This is a genomic window from Pedobacter sp. AC402, from assembly GCF_979252805.1.
The window spans coordinates 69,521-86,896 of the sequence record NZ_CEEDAI010000015.1 but is presented as its reverse complement, the minus strand read 5'-3'; the positions used below and the strand labels follow the sequence as shown (position 1 = coordinate 86,896).

General features: G+C 37.2%; 18 protein-coding genes and 1 pseudogene. All 19 read right to left on the bottom strand.

Annotation, left to right across the window (positions count from 1 at the left end; genetic code table 11):
* Window positions 1-41: 41 nt before the first annotated feature.
* The 19 genes and pseudogenes from AC0IWE_RS23960 to AC0IWE_RS23870 all read right to left on the bottom strand — a co-directional run bounded on the left by AC0IWE_RS23960 (window position 42) and on the right by AC0IWE_RS23870 (window position 17,257).
* Window positions 42-644, bottom strand: a complete 603-nt coding sequence (locus AC0IWE_RS23960) for an RNA polymerase sigma-70 factor (protein WP_471795036.1) — start codon at window positions 642-644, stop codon at window positions 42-44.
* A 96-nt stretch (window positions 645-740) separates the two neighbouring features.
* Window positions 741-1,283: a DUF420 domain-containing protein gene (locus tag AC0IWE_RS23955; RefSeq protein ID WP_471795035.1), complete on the bottom strand. Its 543-nt coding sequence runs from the start codon at window positions 1,281-1,283 to the stop codon at window positions 741-743.
* A 68-nt stretch (window positions 1,284-1,351) separates the two neighbouring features.
* A complete protein-coding gene (locus tag AC0IWE_RS23950) occupies window positions 1,352-2,047 on the bottom strand; it encodes an SCO family protein (RefSeq protein WP_471795034.1) in 696 nt (231 codons plus the stop codon).
* Window positions 2,047-2,400, bottom strand: a complete 354-nt coding sequence (locus AC0IWE_RS23945; protein WP_055903271.1) for a cytochrome C oxidase subunit IV family protein — start codon at window positions 2,398-2,400, stop codon at window positions 2,047-2,049. Before AC0IWE_RS23945 ends, AC0IWE_RS23950 begins: the two co-directional genes overlap by 1 nt.
* 24 nt (window positions 2,401-2,424) lie before the next feature.
* The gene (locus AC0IWE_RS23940; protein WP_055903272.1) at window positions 2,425-3,132 is read right to left on the bottom strand and encodes a cytochrome c oxidase subunit 3; all 708 of its coding nucleotides are present in this window, start codon (window positions 3,130-3,132) and stop codon (window positions 2,425-2,427) included.
* Between the two features lie 31 nt (window positions 3,133-3,163).
* The gene (locus AC0IWE_RS23935; RefSeq protein ID WP_082458606.1) at window positions 3,164-3,730 is read right to left on the bottom strand and encodes a cytochrome c oxidase subunit 3; all 567 of its coding nucleotides are present in this window, start codon (window positions 3,728-3,730) and stop codon (window positions 3,164-3,166) included.
* Window positions 3,731-3,745: 15 nt separating this feature from the next.
* Entirely contained in the window at window positions 3,746-4,498 is a 753-nt protein-coding gene (gene cyoE, locus AC0IWE_RS23930; RefSeq protein ID WP_471795033.1) for a heme o synthase, read from the bottom strand.
* A 169-nt stretch (window positions 4,499-4,667) separates the two neighbouring features.
* Window positions 4,668-5,726 carry a COX15/CtaA family protein gene (locus AC0IWE_RS23925; RefSeq protein WP_471795032.1) on the bottom strand — a complete coding sequence of 353 codons (1,059 nt, stop codon included), beginning with the start codon at window positions 5,724-5,726 and terminating at the stop codon, window positions 4,668-4,670.
* 80 nt (window positions 5,727-5,806) lie between these two features.
* Window positions 5,807-7,594, bottom strand: coding sequence for a cytochrome c oxidase subunit I (locus tag AC0IWE_RS23920; RefSeq protein WP_471795335.1), 1,788 nt, complete (start codon window positions 7,592-7,594; stop codon window positions 5,807-5,809).
* Between the two features lie 116 nt (window positions 7,595-7,710).
* A complete protein-coding gene (locus AC0IWE_RS23915) occupies window positions 7,711-8,541 on the bottom strand; it encodes a cytochrome c oxidase subunit II (RefSeq protein ID WP_471795031.1) in 831 nt (276 codons plus the stop codon).
* A gap of 1 nt (window position 8,542) precedes the next feature.
* The gene (locus AC0IWE_RS23910; protein WP_471795030.1) at window positions 8,543-8,944 is read right to left on the bottom strand and encodes a hypothetical protein; all 402 of its coding nucleotides are present in this window, start codon (window positions 8,942-8,944) and stop codon (window positions 8,543-8,545) included.
* Window positions 8,945-9,013: 69 nt separating this feature from the next.
* The gene (locus AC0IWE_RS23905; protein WP_055903278.1) at window positions 9,014-10,237 is read right to left on the bottom strand and encodes a hypothetical protein; all 1,224 of its coding nucleotides are present in this window, start codon (window positions 10,235-10,237) and stop codon (window positions 9,014-9,016) included.
* A gap of 16 nt (window positions 10,238-10,253) precedes the next feature.
* On the bottom strand, window positions 10,254-10,859 hold the full coding sequence (locus AC0IWE_RS23900; RefSeq protein WP_055903279.1) for a c-type cytochrome: 606 nt from the start codon (window positions 10,857-10,859) through the stop codon (window positions 10,254-10,256).
* Window positions 10,831-11,367 (bottom strand): DUF3341 domain-containing protein, encoded by a 537-nt coding sequence (locus tag AC0IWE_RS23895; protein ID WP_055903280.1) that lies wholly within the window; start codon window positions 11,365-11,367, stop codon window positions 10,831-10,833. Before AC0IWE_RS23895 ends, AC0IWE_RS23900 begins: the two co-directional genes overlap by 29 nt.
* 2 nt (window positions 11,368-11,369) lie before the next feature.
* Window positions 11,370-12,842: an NrfD/PsrC family molybdoenzyme membrane anchor subunit gene (gene nrfD / locus AC0IWE_RS23890; RefSeq protein WP_055903281.1), complete on the bottom strand. Its 1,473-nt coding sequence runs from the start codon at window positions 12,840-12,842 to the stop codon at window positions 11,370-11,372.
* Between the two features lie 26 nt (window positions 12,843-12,868).
* Window positions 12,869-15,904: a TAT-variant-translocated molybdopterin oxidoreductase gene (locus tag AC0IWE_RS23885; protein WP_471795029.1), complete on the bottom strand. Its 3,036-nt coding sequence runs from the start codon at window positions 15,902-15,904 to the stop codon at window positions 12,869-12,871.
* Window positions 15,905-15,952: 48 nt separating this feature from the next.
* Complete coding sequence (locus AC0IWE_RS23880; protein WP_471795028.1) at window positions 15,953-16,798, bottom strand: cytochrome c3 family protein; 846 nt, start codon at window positions 16,796-16,798, stop codon at window positions 15,953-15,955.
* Between the two features lie 88 nt (window positions 16,799-16,886).
* A pseudogene (locus tag AC0IWE_RS23875) lies at window positions 16,887-17,093 on the bottom strand (cytochrome C); the annotation flags it as partial.
* A gap of 11 nt (window positions 17,094-17,104) precedes the next feature.
* Window positions 17,105-17,257, bottom strand: a complete 153-nt coding sequence (locus AC0IWE_RS23870; RefSeq protein WP_471795027.1) for a hypothetical protein — start codon at window positions 17,255-17,257, stop codon at window positions 17,105-17,107.
* Between the last annotated feature and the right edge of the window lie 119 nt (window positions 17,258-17,376).

The following is a 17,376-nucleotide window of genomic DNA, read 5'->3' as shown; positions in this document are numbered from 1 at the left end:
ACATCCGTGAAGTATTTTTTAGTCTTCTTTTGGAAGAAAAATTAATAAAGATATAGAGACATCATCATTAAATAGCTCTTTCCTTTTTTATTTAGTGATTCATCATTCAGAAATCTTGCTCTTAAAATCTTAAGTGCATTTCCAATATGGTTTTCAACCGTTTTTTCTGAAATATCAAGAACATTAGCAATTTCTTTATACTTTAAATTTTCGAAACGGCTTAGTTTGAATACTTTTTTGCATTGCGATGGGAGTTTATCAATTTCATGCCTCAAAATGACGATCATTTCATTTTCTTCATCAAGATCAGTCAGGTAGTCATCAGAAAATTCGCTTGCAAGCTTTAAATGATGTTGTTCGAGTGTTTTTTGTCTATTTGAAAAATTGATGGACGCATTAATAACCGATCGGTATAGATATGATTTAACAGACTTTACTTCTTGCATGTTCTCAGGAAATTCCCAGATCTTAAGAAAGATATCCTGGACAATTTCTTCAGCGGTATGAATATCACTTATATATTTATCACTAGCCAATATAAGTTTCTGAAAATAAGAGGTATAGAAACGAGTAAAAGTAGTAGTGTTTCCCTTTTCTATTAAGGAAATTAAATCCTTTCCCGTTTCTATTTGTGCAACATCCATTAGTATATAATTGTATCCAACGGCTAATACCGAACCAATTATACACAATAATGTGCAAATTTTATGACGAAAGCAATATTAAACTAAAATATTAGGTTAATATTGGTAATAAGGGGAAATCATTAGATATACTACAACACCAGTTATGGCCACATACAACCATAAAGGAAAGGTGATCCGAGCAATTTTTCTGTGCCGATCGAAACGCTGTGCCAACGCCCGTACATAAGTAACCAAAACCAATGGGATGATGGCTATTGAAAGTAAAATATGAGTTAACAGAATAAAGAAGTAAACATATTTTATGGTTCCATCTCCCCCAAATTTGGTTGATGGGGTAGTCATATGGTAAGCAATATACATCACCAAAAAAAGCAAAGAGCAAGCTATGGCAGTTTTCATTAAATTTTGATGTAACTGGATTTTTCCATTTTTTATGGCCCAAACTGCTACTACCAATAATACTGCGGTAATGCCATTAATAGTGGCATATATGGGTGGTAGAAATGGTAATGTTGGTGCATCAATACCTAAATCTTTAAGTTTTACTACAAATAAGAAGGCAACGGCTACTGGAATAAAGATGGAAAGGATAATGATCCACTTGCTATATTTTTTCTCAATCTGGCTATTTTCCATGAGTATTTTATCTCTTTATATTTTATTTGATCTATTCGACTGATGACTTAAAGTTTAGAAAATAAGAATTACCTGCCATCTTTAACATTTCTTAAATACTCTGCAATGAGCACTTTTATTTCATCCTCAAGTTTAGCGTTGGCACCAGCATCATCAGCTTCGTAAATACCGCGTATACGGTGTAAATTGTCGATTAGAACAATCTTATTGCTAAAGATGAAGTTGGTATTGCCTTTTGCATGATCGGCTATAGCATCGAGTAATAAACCTTTTCTAATCAAAGGATAGGTTTGCGTTGTATCACCAGCCAAAAATTCCCACTTGCCTTCTCTAGCTTTAAATTTAGCAGCGAAATCTTTTATTTTATGCTGATCTTCAGGATCTACAGATAAACTTAAAAACTTAACCAAAGGCTTTTGCTCATAACCATCGGATAATTGCTTAATGTATTTAATCGTTTGCTGACTGCCAGCCGCAGTATAGAACAAATTTAGCACAACAATTTTATTCTCCAATGATTTCCAGCTGATGGTATCATTTTGCTGATTCACAAGTTTAAAATCAGGCACCTTATGGTAAATGGTATCAGGTATTTTCTTACCCTTTACACTGTGGAATGTTGATGCAACAATCTTTTTGCCAAAAATGGGTAAACTTTTATACCTGTTTTTTGCGAAATGTGGCAATAAGTAAAAAAACAAAAATCCCGGTATAGCTAAAATGCTTACCAGGATTATTACCTTTTTTATGGGGCTTCTTTTCATTAATGATTCATCATGTGGATGTTTAGGAATCCACCTTCTGTTAACATTAAAACAATAAAGTAAATAATGAAAATAAATGAAACTGTTAATGCCAACTGTAAGCCTAATTTCTCATATTTTAAGTGCATAAAATAGGCTACAATATAAAATGCTTTTAACAATGTTAAACCAATATAAATGTAGTTACCGATGTGCTGTGTCATAACTCCTTTCGGAATTAATACCAACGCAATGATAAATTCAATAACGGTGATTAACAAAAGGATTCCGAAAACTTTCCAGATTTTACCTTTCGATAAACCTGCATGTTCTTCGTGACCGTGTTCTTCTGTTGAATGTGTGTGCTCTGACATGATAATATTTTTATATATGATAAATTAAACCAAATAGAAGAATGTAAATACAAACACCCATACTAAATCTACAAAGTGCCAGTATAAACCAACTTTTTCAACCATTAGGTAATGGCCTCTTTTTTCGAAAGTACCATTAATCGTCATGATTAGAATGATGATGTTAATGATTACTCCACTGAAAACGTGAAAACCGTGAAAACCTGTAATGGTAAAGAATAAGTTTGCAAACTGCTGTGCCGAAACTAATGATACTTCACCGTTAAATAAGTGCTCTAATGTTTTTAACGGAGGAATTTTACCCCAGCCAAAACCTTCGTGAAACAAGTGCGTCCACTCAATTGCCTGACAGCCTAAGAACATGAAACCACCAATAATGGTTGCGATCATCCAGCCGATAACTTCTTTTTTAGCGCGGCGATGTCCTGCTTCTACAGCCAATACCATAGTTACCGAACTCATGATCAAAATAAAAGTCATGATACCTACGAAAACTAATGGAGCGCCATGTTCTGCAATACCAGGAATGGATTGGAAAACCTTATCTGGAGCTGGCCATGTTAATTTAGAAAAACGCTGAGCGCCGTAGTAGATCAATAAAGATGAAAAGGTAAAAGCATCTGATAAAAGGAAAAACCACATCATGATTTTACCATATTCTACCGACCACGGAGAACGACCACCATTCCATGGTCCGGTTTTAACTTGATCTAATTGTGATACTGCATTCATTTGGAAATAGTATAATAGTTTGTTAACAAATTTAACGGTTCAAAAGTAAAAAAACATACAGATATATCCATAATATATCTATAAAATGCCAAAAAATAGAAGCAATTTCCATTCTATACTGGACTTTCGCAACAGGTAAGCTTTTGTAACTTCCTGCTAAAGCATTAATAATAAGGCCAACACCTCCTAAAATATGCAAAAGGTGCATGCCCGATACCACATATATAAATGATATTGCGGCGTTGTTTCCTACCAGGGTTGCACCTGTACGCACCATACTGCCCCAGGCATTAAACTGCATTACACCAAAAATAACGGCTAATATTACCGTAACCCAAAGCAAATTGCGTTGCAAGCTAAAGTTTAATTTCTTTAAAGCTCTCGAAGCAAGTACCAAAGTAATGCTACTGGCAATAATTACCAAACTTGAATAAATAAAGGCATCTGGTAAAACCAAACCATGCCCTTTTCCTTTTGAGGCGGCAAACACCAGATAATAACTGGTAAAACCACCAAACATAATTGTAGATGATACGACAAATAACCAAACGATAAATTTCCTTGGTTTTGGGTCAAACGTATCCTGCATCTTTTCCATTGTTAGCACCATAAATTATTTTGCTATAAAATTTAATAATAAACCCAACTGTACGGCCGGGATGTAAAAAAATGAACAGAACATCACTTTCCTGGCATCAACCATTTCTCTGTTCATTAAAAGTTTAAAAGCAAGCCAGCTAAATATAAATCCTGTAATTAAAGATAAACCAGCAATGTAATAACCACCAAATCCATAAATAGTTGGCAATAAACTTACCGGAATCAAAATCAACGTGCTTAAAAAAGTAAGCAATGCTGATGTTTTATCTCTTTTTTTAGTTGGCAACAACCTAAAACCTGCTTTTTTATAATCATCATCCAAAACCCATGCAATTGCCCAAAAGTGTGGAAACTGCCAAACAAATTGGATCAGGAATAAAATTCCAGCAATATAGTAATCAATTTCATGGAACATTTCTGCTTTTAAACTGCCAAATGCGGCCAAATAACCAATCAGCGGTGGCAAAGCTCCAGGAATTGCACCTACAAAAACTGCAATAGGCGATTTTCTTTTCAATGGCGTATACGCAAAGGCATACAATAGTATTGAAAATACAGATAACAAACCTGTTTCGAGATTTAATTTACCCAAGAGCCATGTACCCAAAAAGGCCATAAAAATTCCAAGAATCAATCCTTGACCGGTAGTCATTCTGCCAGCGGGCATAGGACGATCTTTGGTTCTCGCCATTAATTTATCCAGATCTTTTTCTATAATCTCGTTAAAACAGTTTGCCGCTGCCGTAACCAAAAAATCCTCCTGCAATAAGTATTAACCAGTTTCCCCAGTCAATATTAGGAATATAACCTCTTCCAACCTGCATTTTCTGACCGATTAAAAAAGAAATCGATGCCGAAAACACTACCGTGAACGATAGTCTGAATTTGATAAGTTTAGAAAAATCTGAAAGATATTGCTTCAATTTTCTTAAATATTATTGTTTATAAGTGCTTGTTCGGTAAACCAACAGGTACAGATAAAACTGTAAACTAAATAACAGCGTAGAGAACAAAATATGTAGTGCTTGAGCTGCTGGCGGAAAAGCAATGTAAGCCAATGCTAAACCACTTAATAATTGTATGAGAAGCGTAATTAAGATAAATCTGGCCGTTAACAACGGTGCTGCTTTACCACTAAAACGGTCGATTACCATTTTATAAACTACAGCGTTACTCACAATCACCAATATCGCCAGATCACGATGATAGGAGAATACTTCACCCACCTTTGAAATCCAGCTAGCTTTATTGCCATAACCGAGCGATTTTGCAATCACATCTACCGCTTCTCTCACATCAGTACCTAATATAATCTGAATAAGACTGATCACAAGAGTAAAGAATAAAAAACCTTTTAACCAGGCTATCCGATACATAATTACCGAAGGAGCCTTATTTAACTGCTTCGCATAATTATAAGTGTAAATGGAGATTGCCAAAATAACCAATGCCAAAAGCATGTGTACCGTAACTACCCATTGTGCCAAATTGGTTGATACCACTATTGAACCCAACCAAGCCTGGTATCCCACAACAAAGAGATTCAAGATACTTAATACAATGATCCGTTTTGCTGTTTTACGGTAGGTAAATGAGTACACAACCGTTAAAAACAGGAATATCCCTGCAGCCACTCCAGCCAATCGGTTTAAATATTCTGTCCAGGTTTTAGCCGGATTAAACTCTTCAGGTATGGTTATACTCTTATCGTGCCTAATACTATCAGCCAAGGCAACTTTGCCCATGCTTTCCAGATACTTGGCAAACTTTTCATTCTTTTTTACCCTACCTGCCACATATTTCTCTTTATAGTTGGCAGGAAGCTGAGATACATCGGTTGGCGGAATATATCGATCGAAACATTTCGGCCAATCCGGACAGCCCATGCCTGAACCTGTACTGCGTACAATACCACCGGCAAGTATAACCAACAGCGTAACGATGATGGTGATAAGGTTAATTCGAATGAAACGTTGTTCTGATCTGCTGACCATATATCTATTAAGATGAAAAGGGTATCCGGATAAGCAGAAACTTAATCAGATACCCCTTTTAAAATTGTTTTAAGCTTAAACTAGCCCTTGTTTTCTTCAACAGGGTTAGCTAGTTCCCAGTCTTGCTGTATTTTTTCTGCTTCAGCATTTCCTTCAAAATCGTGAGGTAAATTAGAGCTCATGGTTTGAGAGAAAGGAACAGTTTGAGGAATAAAGTCCGCATCGTGTCCTGGTTTGCTATAATCATATGGCCATCTGTAAACAGTTGGAATTTCTCCTGGCCAGTTACCATGTAGGTGTTCAACTGGTGCAGTCCATTCTAATGTATTAGATTCCCAAGGATTTTGAGGAGCTACTTTTCCTTTAAATATTGAGTAGAAGAAGTTAAACAAAAACGCCACCTGAGCAAGTGCGGCCATTATAGCTGCCCATGTTACAAAAACGTTAACTGTTAACCATTTCTTCATAAATTCGAACTCAGTAAATGCATAGTAACGACGAGGTACACCATCTAAACCTAAGAAGTGAAGCGGGAAAAATACCAGGTAAGCTGCAATGAAAGTTAACCAGAAGTGTAAGTATCCTAGTTTAGCATTCATCATTCTACCGAACATTTTAGGGAACCAGTGATAAACACCTGCAAGCATACCAAAGATTGCTGCAGATCCCATTACCAAGTGGAAGTGGGCAACAACAAAATATGTATCGTGTAAGTTAATATCCAAAGATGCGTTTCCTAAGAAGATACCGGTTAAACCACCAGAGATAAAGAAGGAAACCAAACCGATAGCGAATAACATTGCAGGCGTAAAACGGATGTTACCACGCCATAATGTTGCTAAATAGTTAAAGGTTTTTACTGCTGATGGCACAGCGATGATTAATGTTGTAATCATGAAAACACCACCTAATAATGGGTTCATACCGGTTACAAACATATGGTGACCCCATACAATAAACGATAATACGGTAATACCGATTAAAGAGTAAACCATTGCATGGTAACCAAAAATTGGTTTACGTGAGTTTACAGAAATAACCTCAGATGAAATACCCAACGCTGGCATAATTACAATATATACCTCAGGGTGACCTAAGAACCAGAATAAATGCTGCCATAAAATTGGAGAACCACCTTCATTCGGTAAAATATCAGTACCCATAACGATATCTGACAAATAGAAGCTTGTTCCAAAACTACGGTCGAATACCATTAAAACTACCCCAGCTACAAGAACAGGGAAAGATAAAATACCTAAAATAGCGGTTAAAAAGAAAGCCCAGATGGTTAAAGGCATTTTCCAAAGATCCATACCTTTAGTACGCATGTTTAAGATTGTACTTACGTAGTTGATACCACCCATTAAAGATGATGCTACGAAAAGTACCATACTTACCAACCAAAGTGTCATACCCAAACCTGATCCAGGCATTGCCTTCGCTACTACAGATAATGGCGGATAAACCGTCCAACCACCGGATGCGGGCCCTGTTTGAATAAAGAATGATGACATCATGATCACACAAGCCATAAAGAAAAACCAATATGAAAGCATGTTCAGGAATGGCGAAGCCATATCCCTGGCACCAATCTGAAGTGGAATCAGTAAGTTACTAAAAGTACCACTTAACCCGGCAGTAAGTACAAAGAATACCATGATGGTACCGTGAATGGTAACCAAAGCAAGGTAAAAATCTGGTTTAATACGGCCACCTTCTGCCCATTTACCTAGAAATGTTTCTAAGAAAGGAAAATTTTTATCTGGCCAGGCCAATTGAATACGGAATAAAATTGATAAGCCCATTGCTATTACCGCCATAATAATACCGGTAATCAAAAATTGCTTAGCAATCATTTTATGATCCATACTAAAGATGTACTTTGAAATCAAAGTCTCTTTATGATGCCCATGATCAGCGTGATCGTGATTGTGTTCGTCGTGTAATGCTATTGTTGACATAATTCGTTCGCTCCTGCTTAATATTATTTATTTAAAGCCATTTGGTTAGTTTTTACAGCTGCTGAATCTTTAGCTGCTGAATCTGCTACTGATTTTACAGGCGCAGGTGCCACTGGCAAATTAAATTGTTTTCTTAAATCATCATTTAAGTATGTTTTCTGCTCAGCAATCCAAGTTTTATACTCGGCTTCAGAAACTACACGTACAACTTTCTGCATGTTGTAGTGACCGGCTCCACAAATTTTAGCACATAAGAAAAGGTACTTAAAGTTAGGGTCGTTAGTTTCCTGCTGCATTTCAGCAGTAGTTTTAGTAGGTGTAAACTCAAAAATAGTTCTCATACCTGGTACAGTATTTAATTGAACCCTGAAATGAGGCATATAAAAACTATGAATTACATCTTTACTGGTTAAGATTAACTTAACTGGCTTTCCAACCGGAAGAACCATCTCATCAGCCATCTCATCATCACGAGAATTTAAATCTTTAAAATCGATACCCAATGGATTGGTTGGCGTTGTTAATTTGTAATTTTTGTTACCCACAACACCATCAGCTCCAGGATAACGGATAGACCATTTAAACTGCTCTGAGGTTACTTCAATTTGTAATGGCTTGTGGTTTGGATCTTCAACTTTGAAGAAAATCGATCTCCAGGTTAAGAAACCCATCAATACCAATACCGTTAATACCAAAGCCGGAACAATTGTCCAGATTTTTTCGATTGTATTGTTATGTGGATAGTAGTAAGCTTTTCTTTTAGCTGAGTATTTGTAGATATAAGAAAATCCGAATAATAAAATGTGTGTAACCACAAACACAATTGTGGTGATGATTAACGTTAAATTAAACATCTCATCTATTTTCTTTCCATGCTTCTGATGCTGCAGCTGGAAGTAACATTGCGCCATGCACCGTATATTCCCAGTATACACCATATAAACCGATTACCAGAAACAATGCAAATAAGCTTGCATGGATTCTGTTCCAGTTAATACCTACAGGCTTACCTTGTGCCTCACGGCTCAATTCATAAACTCTTATTGCTTTACCAATAATTGCAATGAATAAGCATACGGCAAGGAAAACCAGAATATAAAATATTACGGATTTATAAACCTCGCCCATATCAACTTTCGGTGCCGCGGCAGCACCTGCTGCTGCATCTTGCGCAAATACGCTAGTGTTTGCAAAAACAGTAATCAGTACTGCTAAAGCTGCGGTCGTTTTATTCGTTATAAACTTTCTTAAACTCATTTTCTTAAAAGTAGTACGCTGTACTGCTAATTATAATAATAATTAAATATTTGCTCTATCCTGTCACCACTATAGTTGATGATGCAAACTTTCTTGTAATAATGGGTGATTCTTTGCAATTAAAGGTTTTTTGCTCAGTGATGTTAATACTGTAAAGGTAAACAATCCTACGAAACCTATTGCAGTACCAATTTCAATAATACCAAAACCATTATGACCATCTTCTACCGCTCCTGGCATAATCATTTGGTAGTAATCTACCCAGTGACCTAACAATACCACGATAGAAACGAATAATAATTTCACATCTGTTCTTTTGTTATCCCTATCCATTAACAACAATACCGGCGCTAAGAAATTCATTGCAAGGTTTAAGAAAAACCAGAACTTGTAATATTCAAAACGTTTGTAGAAGTATATAGTTTCTTCGGGCATGTTTGCATAGTAGATCAATAAAAACTGAGCAAACCATACGTATGTCCAAAAGATAGAGAATCCGAAAATAAACTGACCTAAGTTATGCAAATGGCTATTGTTAACCCATTGCATGTAACCCGCTCTTCTTAATAAGATGATGATAATTGCGATAGTAGCTAAACTGCTTACCCACATTGCTGCGAAGTTATACCAACCAAACATAGTTGAGAACCAGTGTGCTTCTAGTGACATTACTGTATCGAAAGCAAAAATAGGAGTTGTAAAACCATAAATTACCAAGAAGATACAAGCATTTTTAAAGCTTTTTCTGTAAGAATTTAAACCTCCTGCTAAATCTTCATTATAAGAAAACTTAACAAACATGATTGAAAAGATGCTATATACACCTAAAAACACTACCTGGCGACCTAAAAAGAATGGTACATTCAAGAATACTGATTTACCTGCAATGATAGAATCATAATTAGCACTGTTCGGATCTGTTAATCCATCAGCATGCCAGTGGTGATATAAATTGTGTGTGTACAAACCTGCCGAAATTACTACAATAAGTATTACAGCTGCGATAGGCAATGTTTTTGCCATAGCTTGAGGTACACGTAAAATTGATGCAGACCAACCTGCTTGAGCAACATATTGAACAGCCAGGAAAAATGTACCAGACATACATACGCATGCAAAGTAATATGCCATAAGCAACAGGTTGGCAAAAGTACGCTCGTGCATCACTTTATCACCAGCAAAGAAGCCATAACCTATAGCTAAAGCACCTAAAATGATGCCAACTATACTTAATGTTTTTACTTTACCTGTAAACTCAAACTGTTCACTAAAATTAATATTGTGAGTTCCCATTTATATTCTGCTTTACTTATTGTTGTTTTTGTAATTCCTGAACATACATCACTACTTTCCAACGATCTGTCGGAGTAATTTGTGAAGCATGCGAACCCATGTTATTTACACCGTATGTAATGGTGTGGTAGATTTTACCGGCAGTAAGTGCTTTCATTTCTCCACCTCTTGACGAACTTCCTGAGAAGTAAGAAGGTACACCACTAAATTTCTCAATTTTAACCAAGTGTCCTTGTCCATCGCCTTTTTCTCCGTGGCAAGGGCTACAGAAAACTTTGAACAAGTGTTGTCCTTGAGCCAAATTAACAGTATCAACTGGTAAAGGGTTAACCATGCTTACACCTGCTGCTTCATATCCCTCTTTGGTATTAGGAAATTCATCATACTCATTAAAACCTACAGGTTTAGTATGTGCAGGTGGCAACTGTGCAGTTTTACCATCTTTAAAATTCTTATTTGGCTGATCCGGATTGTAAGCAATCGGATCATACATGTTTCTGGCATATTCTAAGCCAGTACTGCGTTTATCTTTACAAGCTGAAAAGGTAGCTGCAAAAGCGATAGCTAAAAACGCCGTGTAAACAAATTTATTCTTATTCATAGCTAATGTACTTCCTTTCATTATACTTTATTTCTAAAGCACCTGCATCTTTTAATAATCCATCAATTACAGTATGTTCCAAATTGTCTTTTGCATCAACTGCAATCACAAAACGGTCATCAGTAGCTCTTAAATCCATCACACGTGGTGCTCTCCCTGGAAATAAGTGAGTGGATGCATAATAAGTTAACACCATACCGAAAGCACAGAATAATACTGTAAGCTCGAACATTATCGGAATAAAATCCGGCAATGCAAATGATGGTTTACCACCTATGTTTACTCTCCAATCGATTACTGCGCAGAAATAAATCAAAGCGAATGCACAGCAAGTACCGGTAATACCAAAGCAAAATGCTGCGATATCGATTCTAGATCTTTTAATTCCTAATTTGGCTTCTATTCCGTGTATAGGCATTGGAGTATATACATCATGGATACTGATGTTATTTTCCTGAAGTTTTTCGATGCCATGCATCATTTCGTCAGGATCACCGAAACTGCCTAAAATATATTTGATATCACTCATTGTTATATTTTTGCGTAATCTTCTTGTTTAACACTATCAAATTTCTCTAAAGACTCTACGTATTCAGCAACGTATTCTTTATTTTCATGTCCTTCTTTAATCTGTTTCATTTTGGCTTGCTCACTTGCAGTTTTCAATAATAATTTAACCTCTGCAATAGCGATTGATGGCAATACCCTTAAGAACAATAAGAATAAAGTAAAGAATAAACCAATTGAACCAACGAATACACTTACATCAACCCATGTTGGATAAAACATTGCCCAACTTGATGGAATATAATCACGGTGTAATGAAGTAACGATAATTACGAAACGCTCAAACCACATCCCTACGTTTACCACGATTGATAAAATCCAGGTAGCACGGATGCTTAAACGGATTTTCTTAAACCATAACAGCTGTGGTGAAATTACGTTACAGGTCATCATCATCCAGTATGCCCACCAGTACGGACCGGTTGATCTGTTGATAAATGCATATTGCTCGTACTCAGAACCTGAATACCATGCGATGAAAAACTCTGTTAAATAAGCCACACCTACAATTGATCCTGTTAAGATGATGATTTTATTCATCGACTCAATGTGGAACATGGTGATGTAGTTTTCTAAACCCAATACTTTACGTGCAACCAATAATAAGGTTAACACCATCGCAAAGCCTGAGAAGATCGCCCCTGCCACAAAGTACGGAGGGAAGATTGTAGTGTGCCATCCTGGTATAACCGATGTTGCAAAGTCCATTGATACAATGGTGTGTACCGAAAGTACCAGTGGTGTAGAAATACCTGCTAAGATTAACGACACCGCTTCAAAACGTTGCCATGTTTTAACACTTCCACTCCAACCGAAAGAAAAGATAGAATAAATTTTTCTACGTGTACCTACTGCACGGTCGCGGATGGTAGCAATATCTGGTAATAAACCTGTGTACCAGAATAATAATGATACAGAGAAATAAGTTGAGATTGCAAACATATCCCAAACCAATGGTGAGTTAAAATTTACCCATAATGATCCGAACTGATTCGGTAACGGTAAAACCCAATAAGCTAACCAAGGGCGGCCCATGTGCGATACTACATAAGTAGCTGCACAAATAACCGCAAAGATTGTCATCGCCTCAGCAGAACGGTTAATTGAGTTACGCCAGTTCTGACGGAAAAGTAATAGTACTGCTGAAATTAGTGTTCCAGCGTGACCGATACCTACCCACCATACGAAACCGGTGATATCCCATGCCCAACCTACTGTTTTATTTAATCCCCATGCACCGATACCGTTCCAAAAGGTATAGCTTACGGCTACCACCCAAAGTAAAGCACCTAATGAAGCAAAGGTGAAACCAATCCACCAAGCCTTGTTTGGCTTGTTCTCTACCGGGCCTAAAATATCATCCGTAATTTTTGCATACGTGATGTTATCTCCGGTAATTAATGGTTCTCTAAGTATTGATTCGTTATGTCCTGACATAATTTGTATTTTCTTTATACTAAAGCTTACGCTTGTACTGTTGTATCTGTATTTCTAATTTTTGTCATGTATCCGATACCCGGTTTCACATTGATTTCTTCTAATACGTAGTAGATACGCTCAGAACGTAATGCTTTTGAAACCTCTGAATTTGGATCGTTTGCATCACCAAATACAATCGCATTTGCTGAACAAGCTTCCTGACAAGCCATTTTAATATCGCCATCTTTTAATGGACGTTTCTCCAATTTAGCTTGTAATTTACCACCTTGTATACGTTGAATACACATAGAGCATTTTTCCATTACCCCTCTAGAACGTGTAGTAACATCAGGGTTTAATACCAATTGGGTAAACTCGTTATTTAAATAGTTATCGAAACGAGAATCGTTCCAGTAGTTAAACCAGTTGAAACGACGAACTTTGTACGGACAGTTATTTGCACAGTAACGTGTACCTACGCAACGGTTGTAAGCCATGTGGTTTAAACCATCACTTGAGTGAACAGTTGCCAATACCGGACAAACTGTTTCGCAAGGTGCGTGATCACAGTGCTGACATAACATTGGCTGGTGAACAACAGAAACATGATCTAAGTCTTCTAACTTAGCAATTTCTTTTTCTCTTGTAACATCACCCTCTTTGGTTTCGTAGCTATAGTAACGATCGATACGGATCCAGTGCATTTCACGACGACGGCGAACCTCATCACGACCTACAACAGGAATGTTATTTTCTACGTTACAGGCAACAACACAAGAACCACAACCTGTACAAGCATTCAAATCGATTGCCATAACCCAGTTGTTACCTGGTTTTTCATATTGATCCCAAAGATCGTAATCTTTATGTCCTTCACCTTTACCTGTTCCAGCAGCTGGATCTTTAAGGTATTCTTTAAAGGTAGCTTCACGGATAACGTTACGGCCCTCGAAAGAGTGGTGAGTTTGTGTTTGTGCCAATTCGTAATGACCACCTGTTGGGGTAATGGTTACTGAAGTAGCATATTGGAATGTTCCGTTAACAAAAGAAACAAAAGGGTAAGCATTTTTACCTACATCGTTACCAGCTTTACCAACTTTGGTACGGCCATAACCTAATGCGATAGATGCAGTTCCCTGCGCTTGTCCTGGTTGGATCAATACCGGAAGATCTACTGAATATCCGTTGCTGCCTTTAACAGTTACAACATCAAATTCTTTAACTTTTAATTTCTCAGCAAATTTTGGTGCCAGGGCAACAAAGTTATCCCACGTTACTTTCGAAACCGGATCAGGTAACTCCTGTAAAAAGGCATTGTTTGCATTTTTACCATCACGCATTGGGATGTTTTCGTAAACCTGCAATTCAACTTCTTTTGCCAGTGCTTTGCTGCTATTTACTACCGAAGTGGCAACAGCACCTAAAGAAAGCGTAAAGCTGTATGCACCAGCAGTTTTTGCAGTTGCGTTAATTACACCTTTTTCTAATACTTCATCCCATTTTAAACCTACAGCTGGCAACATTTTAGTTTCCCAGTTGCTACGTACAAACTGATAGTAATCTTTAACAGGTGCATCAGCCCAGGTTAATAAACTTTCTTCTGCCTGGCGGCTATTGAAAACAGGATTAATGGTTGGCTGAACGATAGAATAATATCCTTCATATGCATTTGCATCACCCCATGATTCTAAGTAGTTATGGTTAATAGCGATTGCATCACAAACTGAAGCAGTTTCATCTGCACGATCAGAGAATGAAATTTTTGCAGGAACCTTAGCCAATGCATCAGTAAATGCTTTTGCATTTGCGGCATCATAAACTGGGTTACTGTTTAAGAATAAAACAGCACCAACTTCGCCACGGCTCATTTCAGCAACTAAACCGTTAAATTCGGCATCGTTACCTGCATATAAATAACAAGGATTATCTAAATCGATAGTGGTACCATAACTTCCGATAGCGGCGTTAATGGCATTTACTAAAATTTGTGTAGAAACATCATTAGAACCACAAACAACAAGGCCTTTACCTTTTGCCTGTACCAATTCTTTTGCTACAAGTTTAATTACTTTATCAGCAGTGGTATTGTTGCCTAATGTTCCACCAGGTAAAGCACCACCTGTAATTGCATTGTACAAAGCAATTAATGCTGGTCCTTCTTCAGATAATTTTACCGGAACACGGGTATCTGCATTGGTACCTGTTAAGCTCATACCACTTTCGAACTGAATGTGGCGGCTCATTTTTTTATTTGCTAACGATTTATAGTTACGGTTATCAGTATACTGAGCAGTAAACTCTTCTCCGTTGATCCAGGTACCTAAGAAATCGGCACTGAAACTTACAATTAAATCAGCTTTATCGAAATTGTATTTTGGTAAAACGGCCTTACCAAAACTGTTTTGGTTGGCCTGTATAATACCAGTATATGAAACAGCATCATACTGAACCAATTTAGCAGCAGGATATTTAGTAATAAACTGTGCAATAACGGCATTGGTTGATGGGCTGTTTACTGTTGAAGCTACAATACGGATTTTCTTTCCGCCTGCCTGTGCTTTTGCCAACTCGCCTTTAACAAAGCTGTCGATTTTTGCCCAGGTAGTTTCTTCAACTTGTCCGCCTTTTACTAAAGCAGGTGCTTTTAGTTTAGATACATCATATAAATCTAAAACTGAAGCTTGTGCTCTTGCATCGGTACCACGGTTAAACTGACCCGCATTTGGGTTTGGTTCAATTTTAATCGGGCGACCTTCCCTTGTTTTAACCAAAATACTCTGGCCATTAAAGCTAGAAGTATAATAGTTAGGAATACCTGGAGTAACTTCTTCAGGTTTTACCAAATAAGGGATAGATTTTTTTAACGGGGTACTTTGGCAGGCAGCTAATGTAACGGCACCTAAACCAAAACCTAACGCCTTTAAAAAGTCGCGGCGTGGGGTAACGGTACTTAACCCTGCTTCATTTAAAACATCTTCTATTGGAAGTGGCTCGGCGAATTCGTTTTTGTTATTTTTAACAAAATCGGGTGTATTGTTATACTCCTCTAAGCCTTTCCAGTATTTTTTATTGCTTTCCATTTAAGCTATATTACTGTTTATCGAACGTTCTTACTAAACTCTAATCTATTAATAGTGGCATTTACCACACTCTAAACCACCCAATAAAGCTGGTGTGATTTTCTCGCCTTTTTTAATTTTCTCGTGCGCTTCGATAACCTTAGCGTAGAAAGCATTGTTTTTCTGACCAGAAATATCTGTTTCTTTATGGCAGTTGATACACCATTTCATGGTTAATGGAGAATATTGATAAATTTCTTCCATTGTATTAACCGGACCATGACAAGCGAAACATACAGGCTCTGTTGGTTGTAATCCTTTTGCTTTGCGAATTGCATCTTCTGCAACAACTACGTGCTGAGAGTGGTTGAAGTAAGCAAAATCAGGTAGATTGTGTACACGTACCCACTCCATTGGTTTTGATTTACTTTCATCATACTTCTGCGTTTCAGGATCATAACCTAAAGCATTATAGATTTTTTTGATCTCAGGAGAAATCTCACCATCATATTTATCTCTCGCCTGAACAGCCTTATGACAGTTCATACAAACATTTAATGATGGAATAGTTGCGTTTTTAGATTTAAATGCTCCGTTGTGACAATACTGACAATCGATTTGATTGATACCAGCATGCAACTCGTGAGAGAATTTAATTGGTTGAACTGGCTGATAACCAGTGTGAACACCAGTATTCCACATGCCCATCCATCCCCAAGAGCCTAAAGCAATGATTAAACACAATATGAAGAACATTACAAATTTCTTGTTCTTGAACATTTTGCGCACACCAACTTTTAATGGCAATTCTTCTTCAACCTCGATACCTTGTTTCTGTAAGATCAAACGCTCTAACAATTTAGAAGCACGACCTAAGATAACCAAAATAACAACCGCTAATACAACGATAGCCACGATACCAACGATAGATAAACCTGAAGTAGAATCATCTTTAGGAGCAGCAGAAGCAGCACCACCAGCAGCATCTCCAGTTGGTTTTGGCTCACCTTCTCTTAATGTAGGCTAGGATATCCTTTACTTTTGTTTCGTCTAACTCAGGGAAAGTAGTCATTGGTACTTTTCCATTTTCGTTAAACAATTTAACAGCAGCAGGATCTCCGGCAGCAATCATTGCGGCGTTGTTCGGGATCCATTTTAACAGGAACGCTTCAGGGTGACGATCGCTTACTCCTTCTAATGCCGGACCAACAACTTTGTGATCTAACGCATGGCACGAAGAACATTTTGCTTTGAAAAGCGTTCTTCCCTCTTAGCATCCTGCGCATTTACGGTAGAAACCGCTATTACGGAAATTGCTGAAAACACGAATAACGACTTCCAAACGCTTTTTAAAATCATCGAGATATCTCTCATAATGAACACTTTATACTTATTTAATTTACTTTTTGTTGTGAAATTGATGCCTGAGCACAGATAGCCCCATCAAAACTTGAACAAAAGTATAACTTATTAATAAATCCCATGACATAATA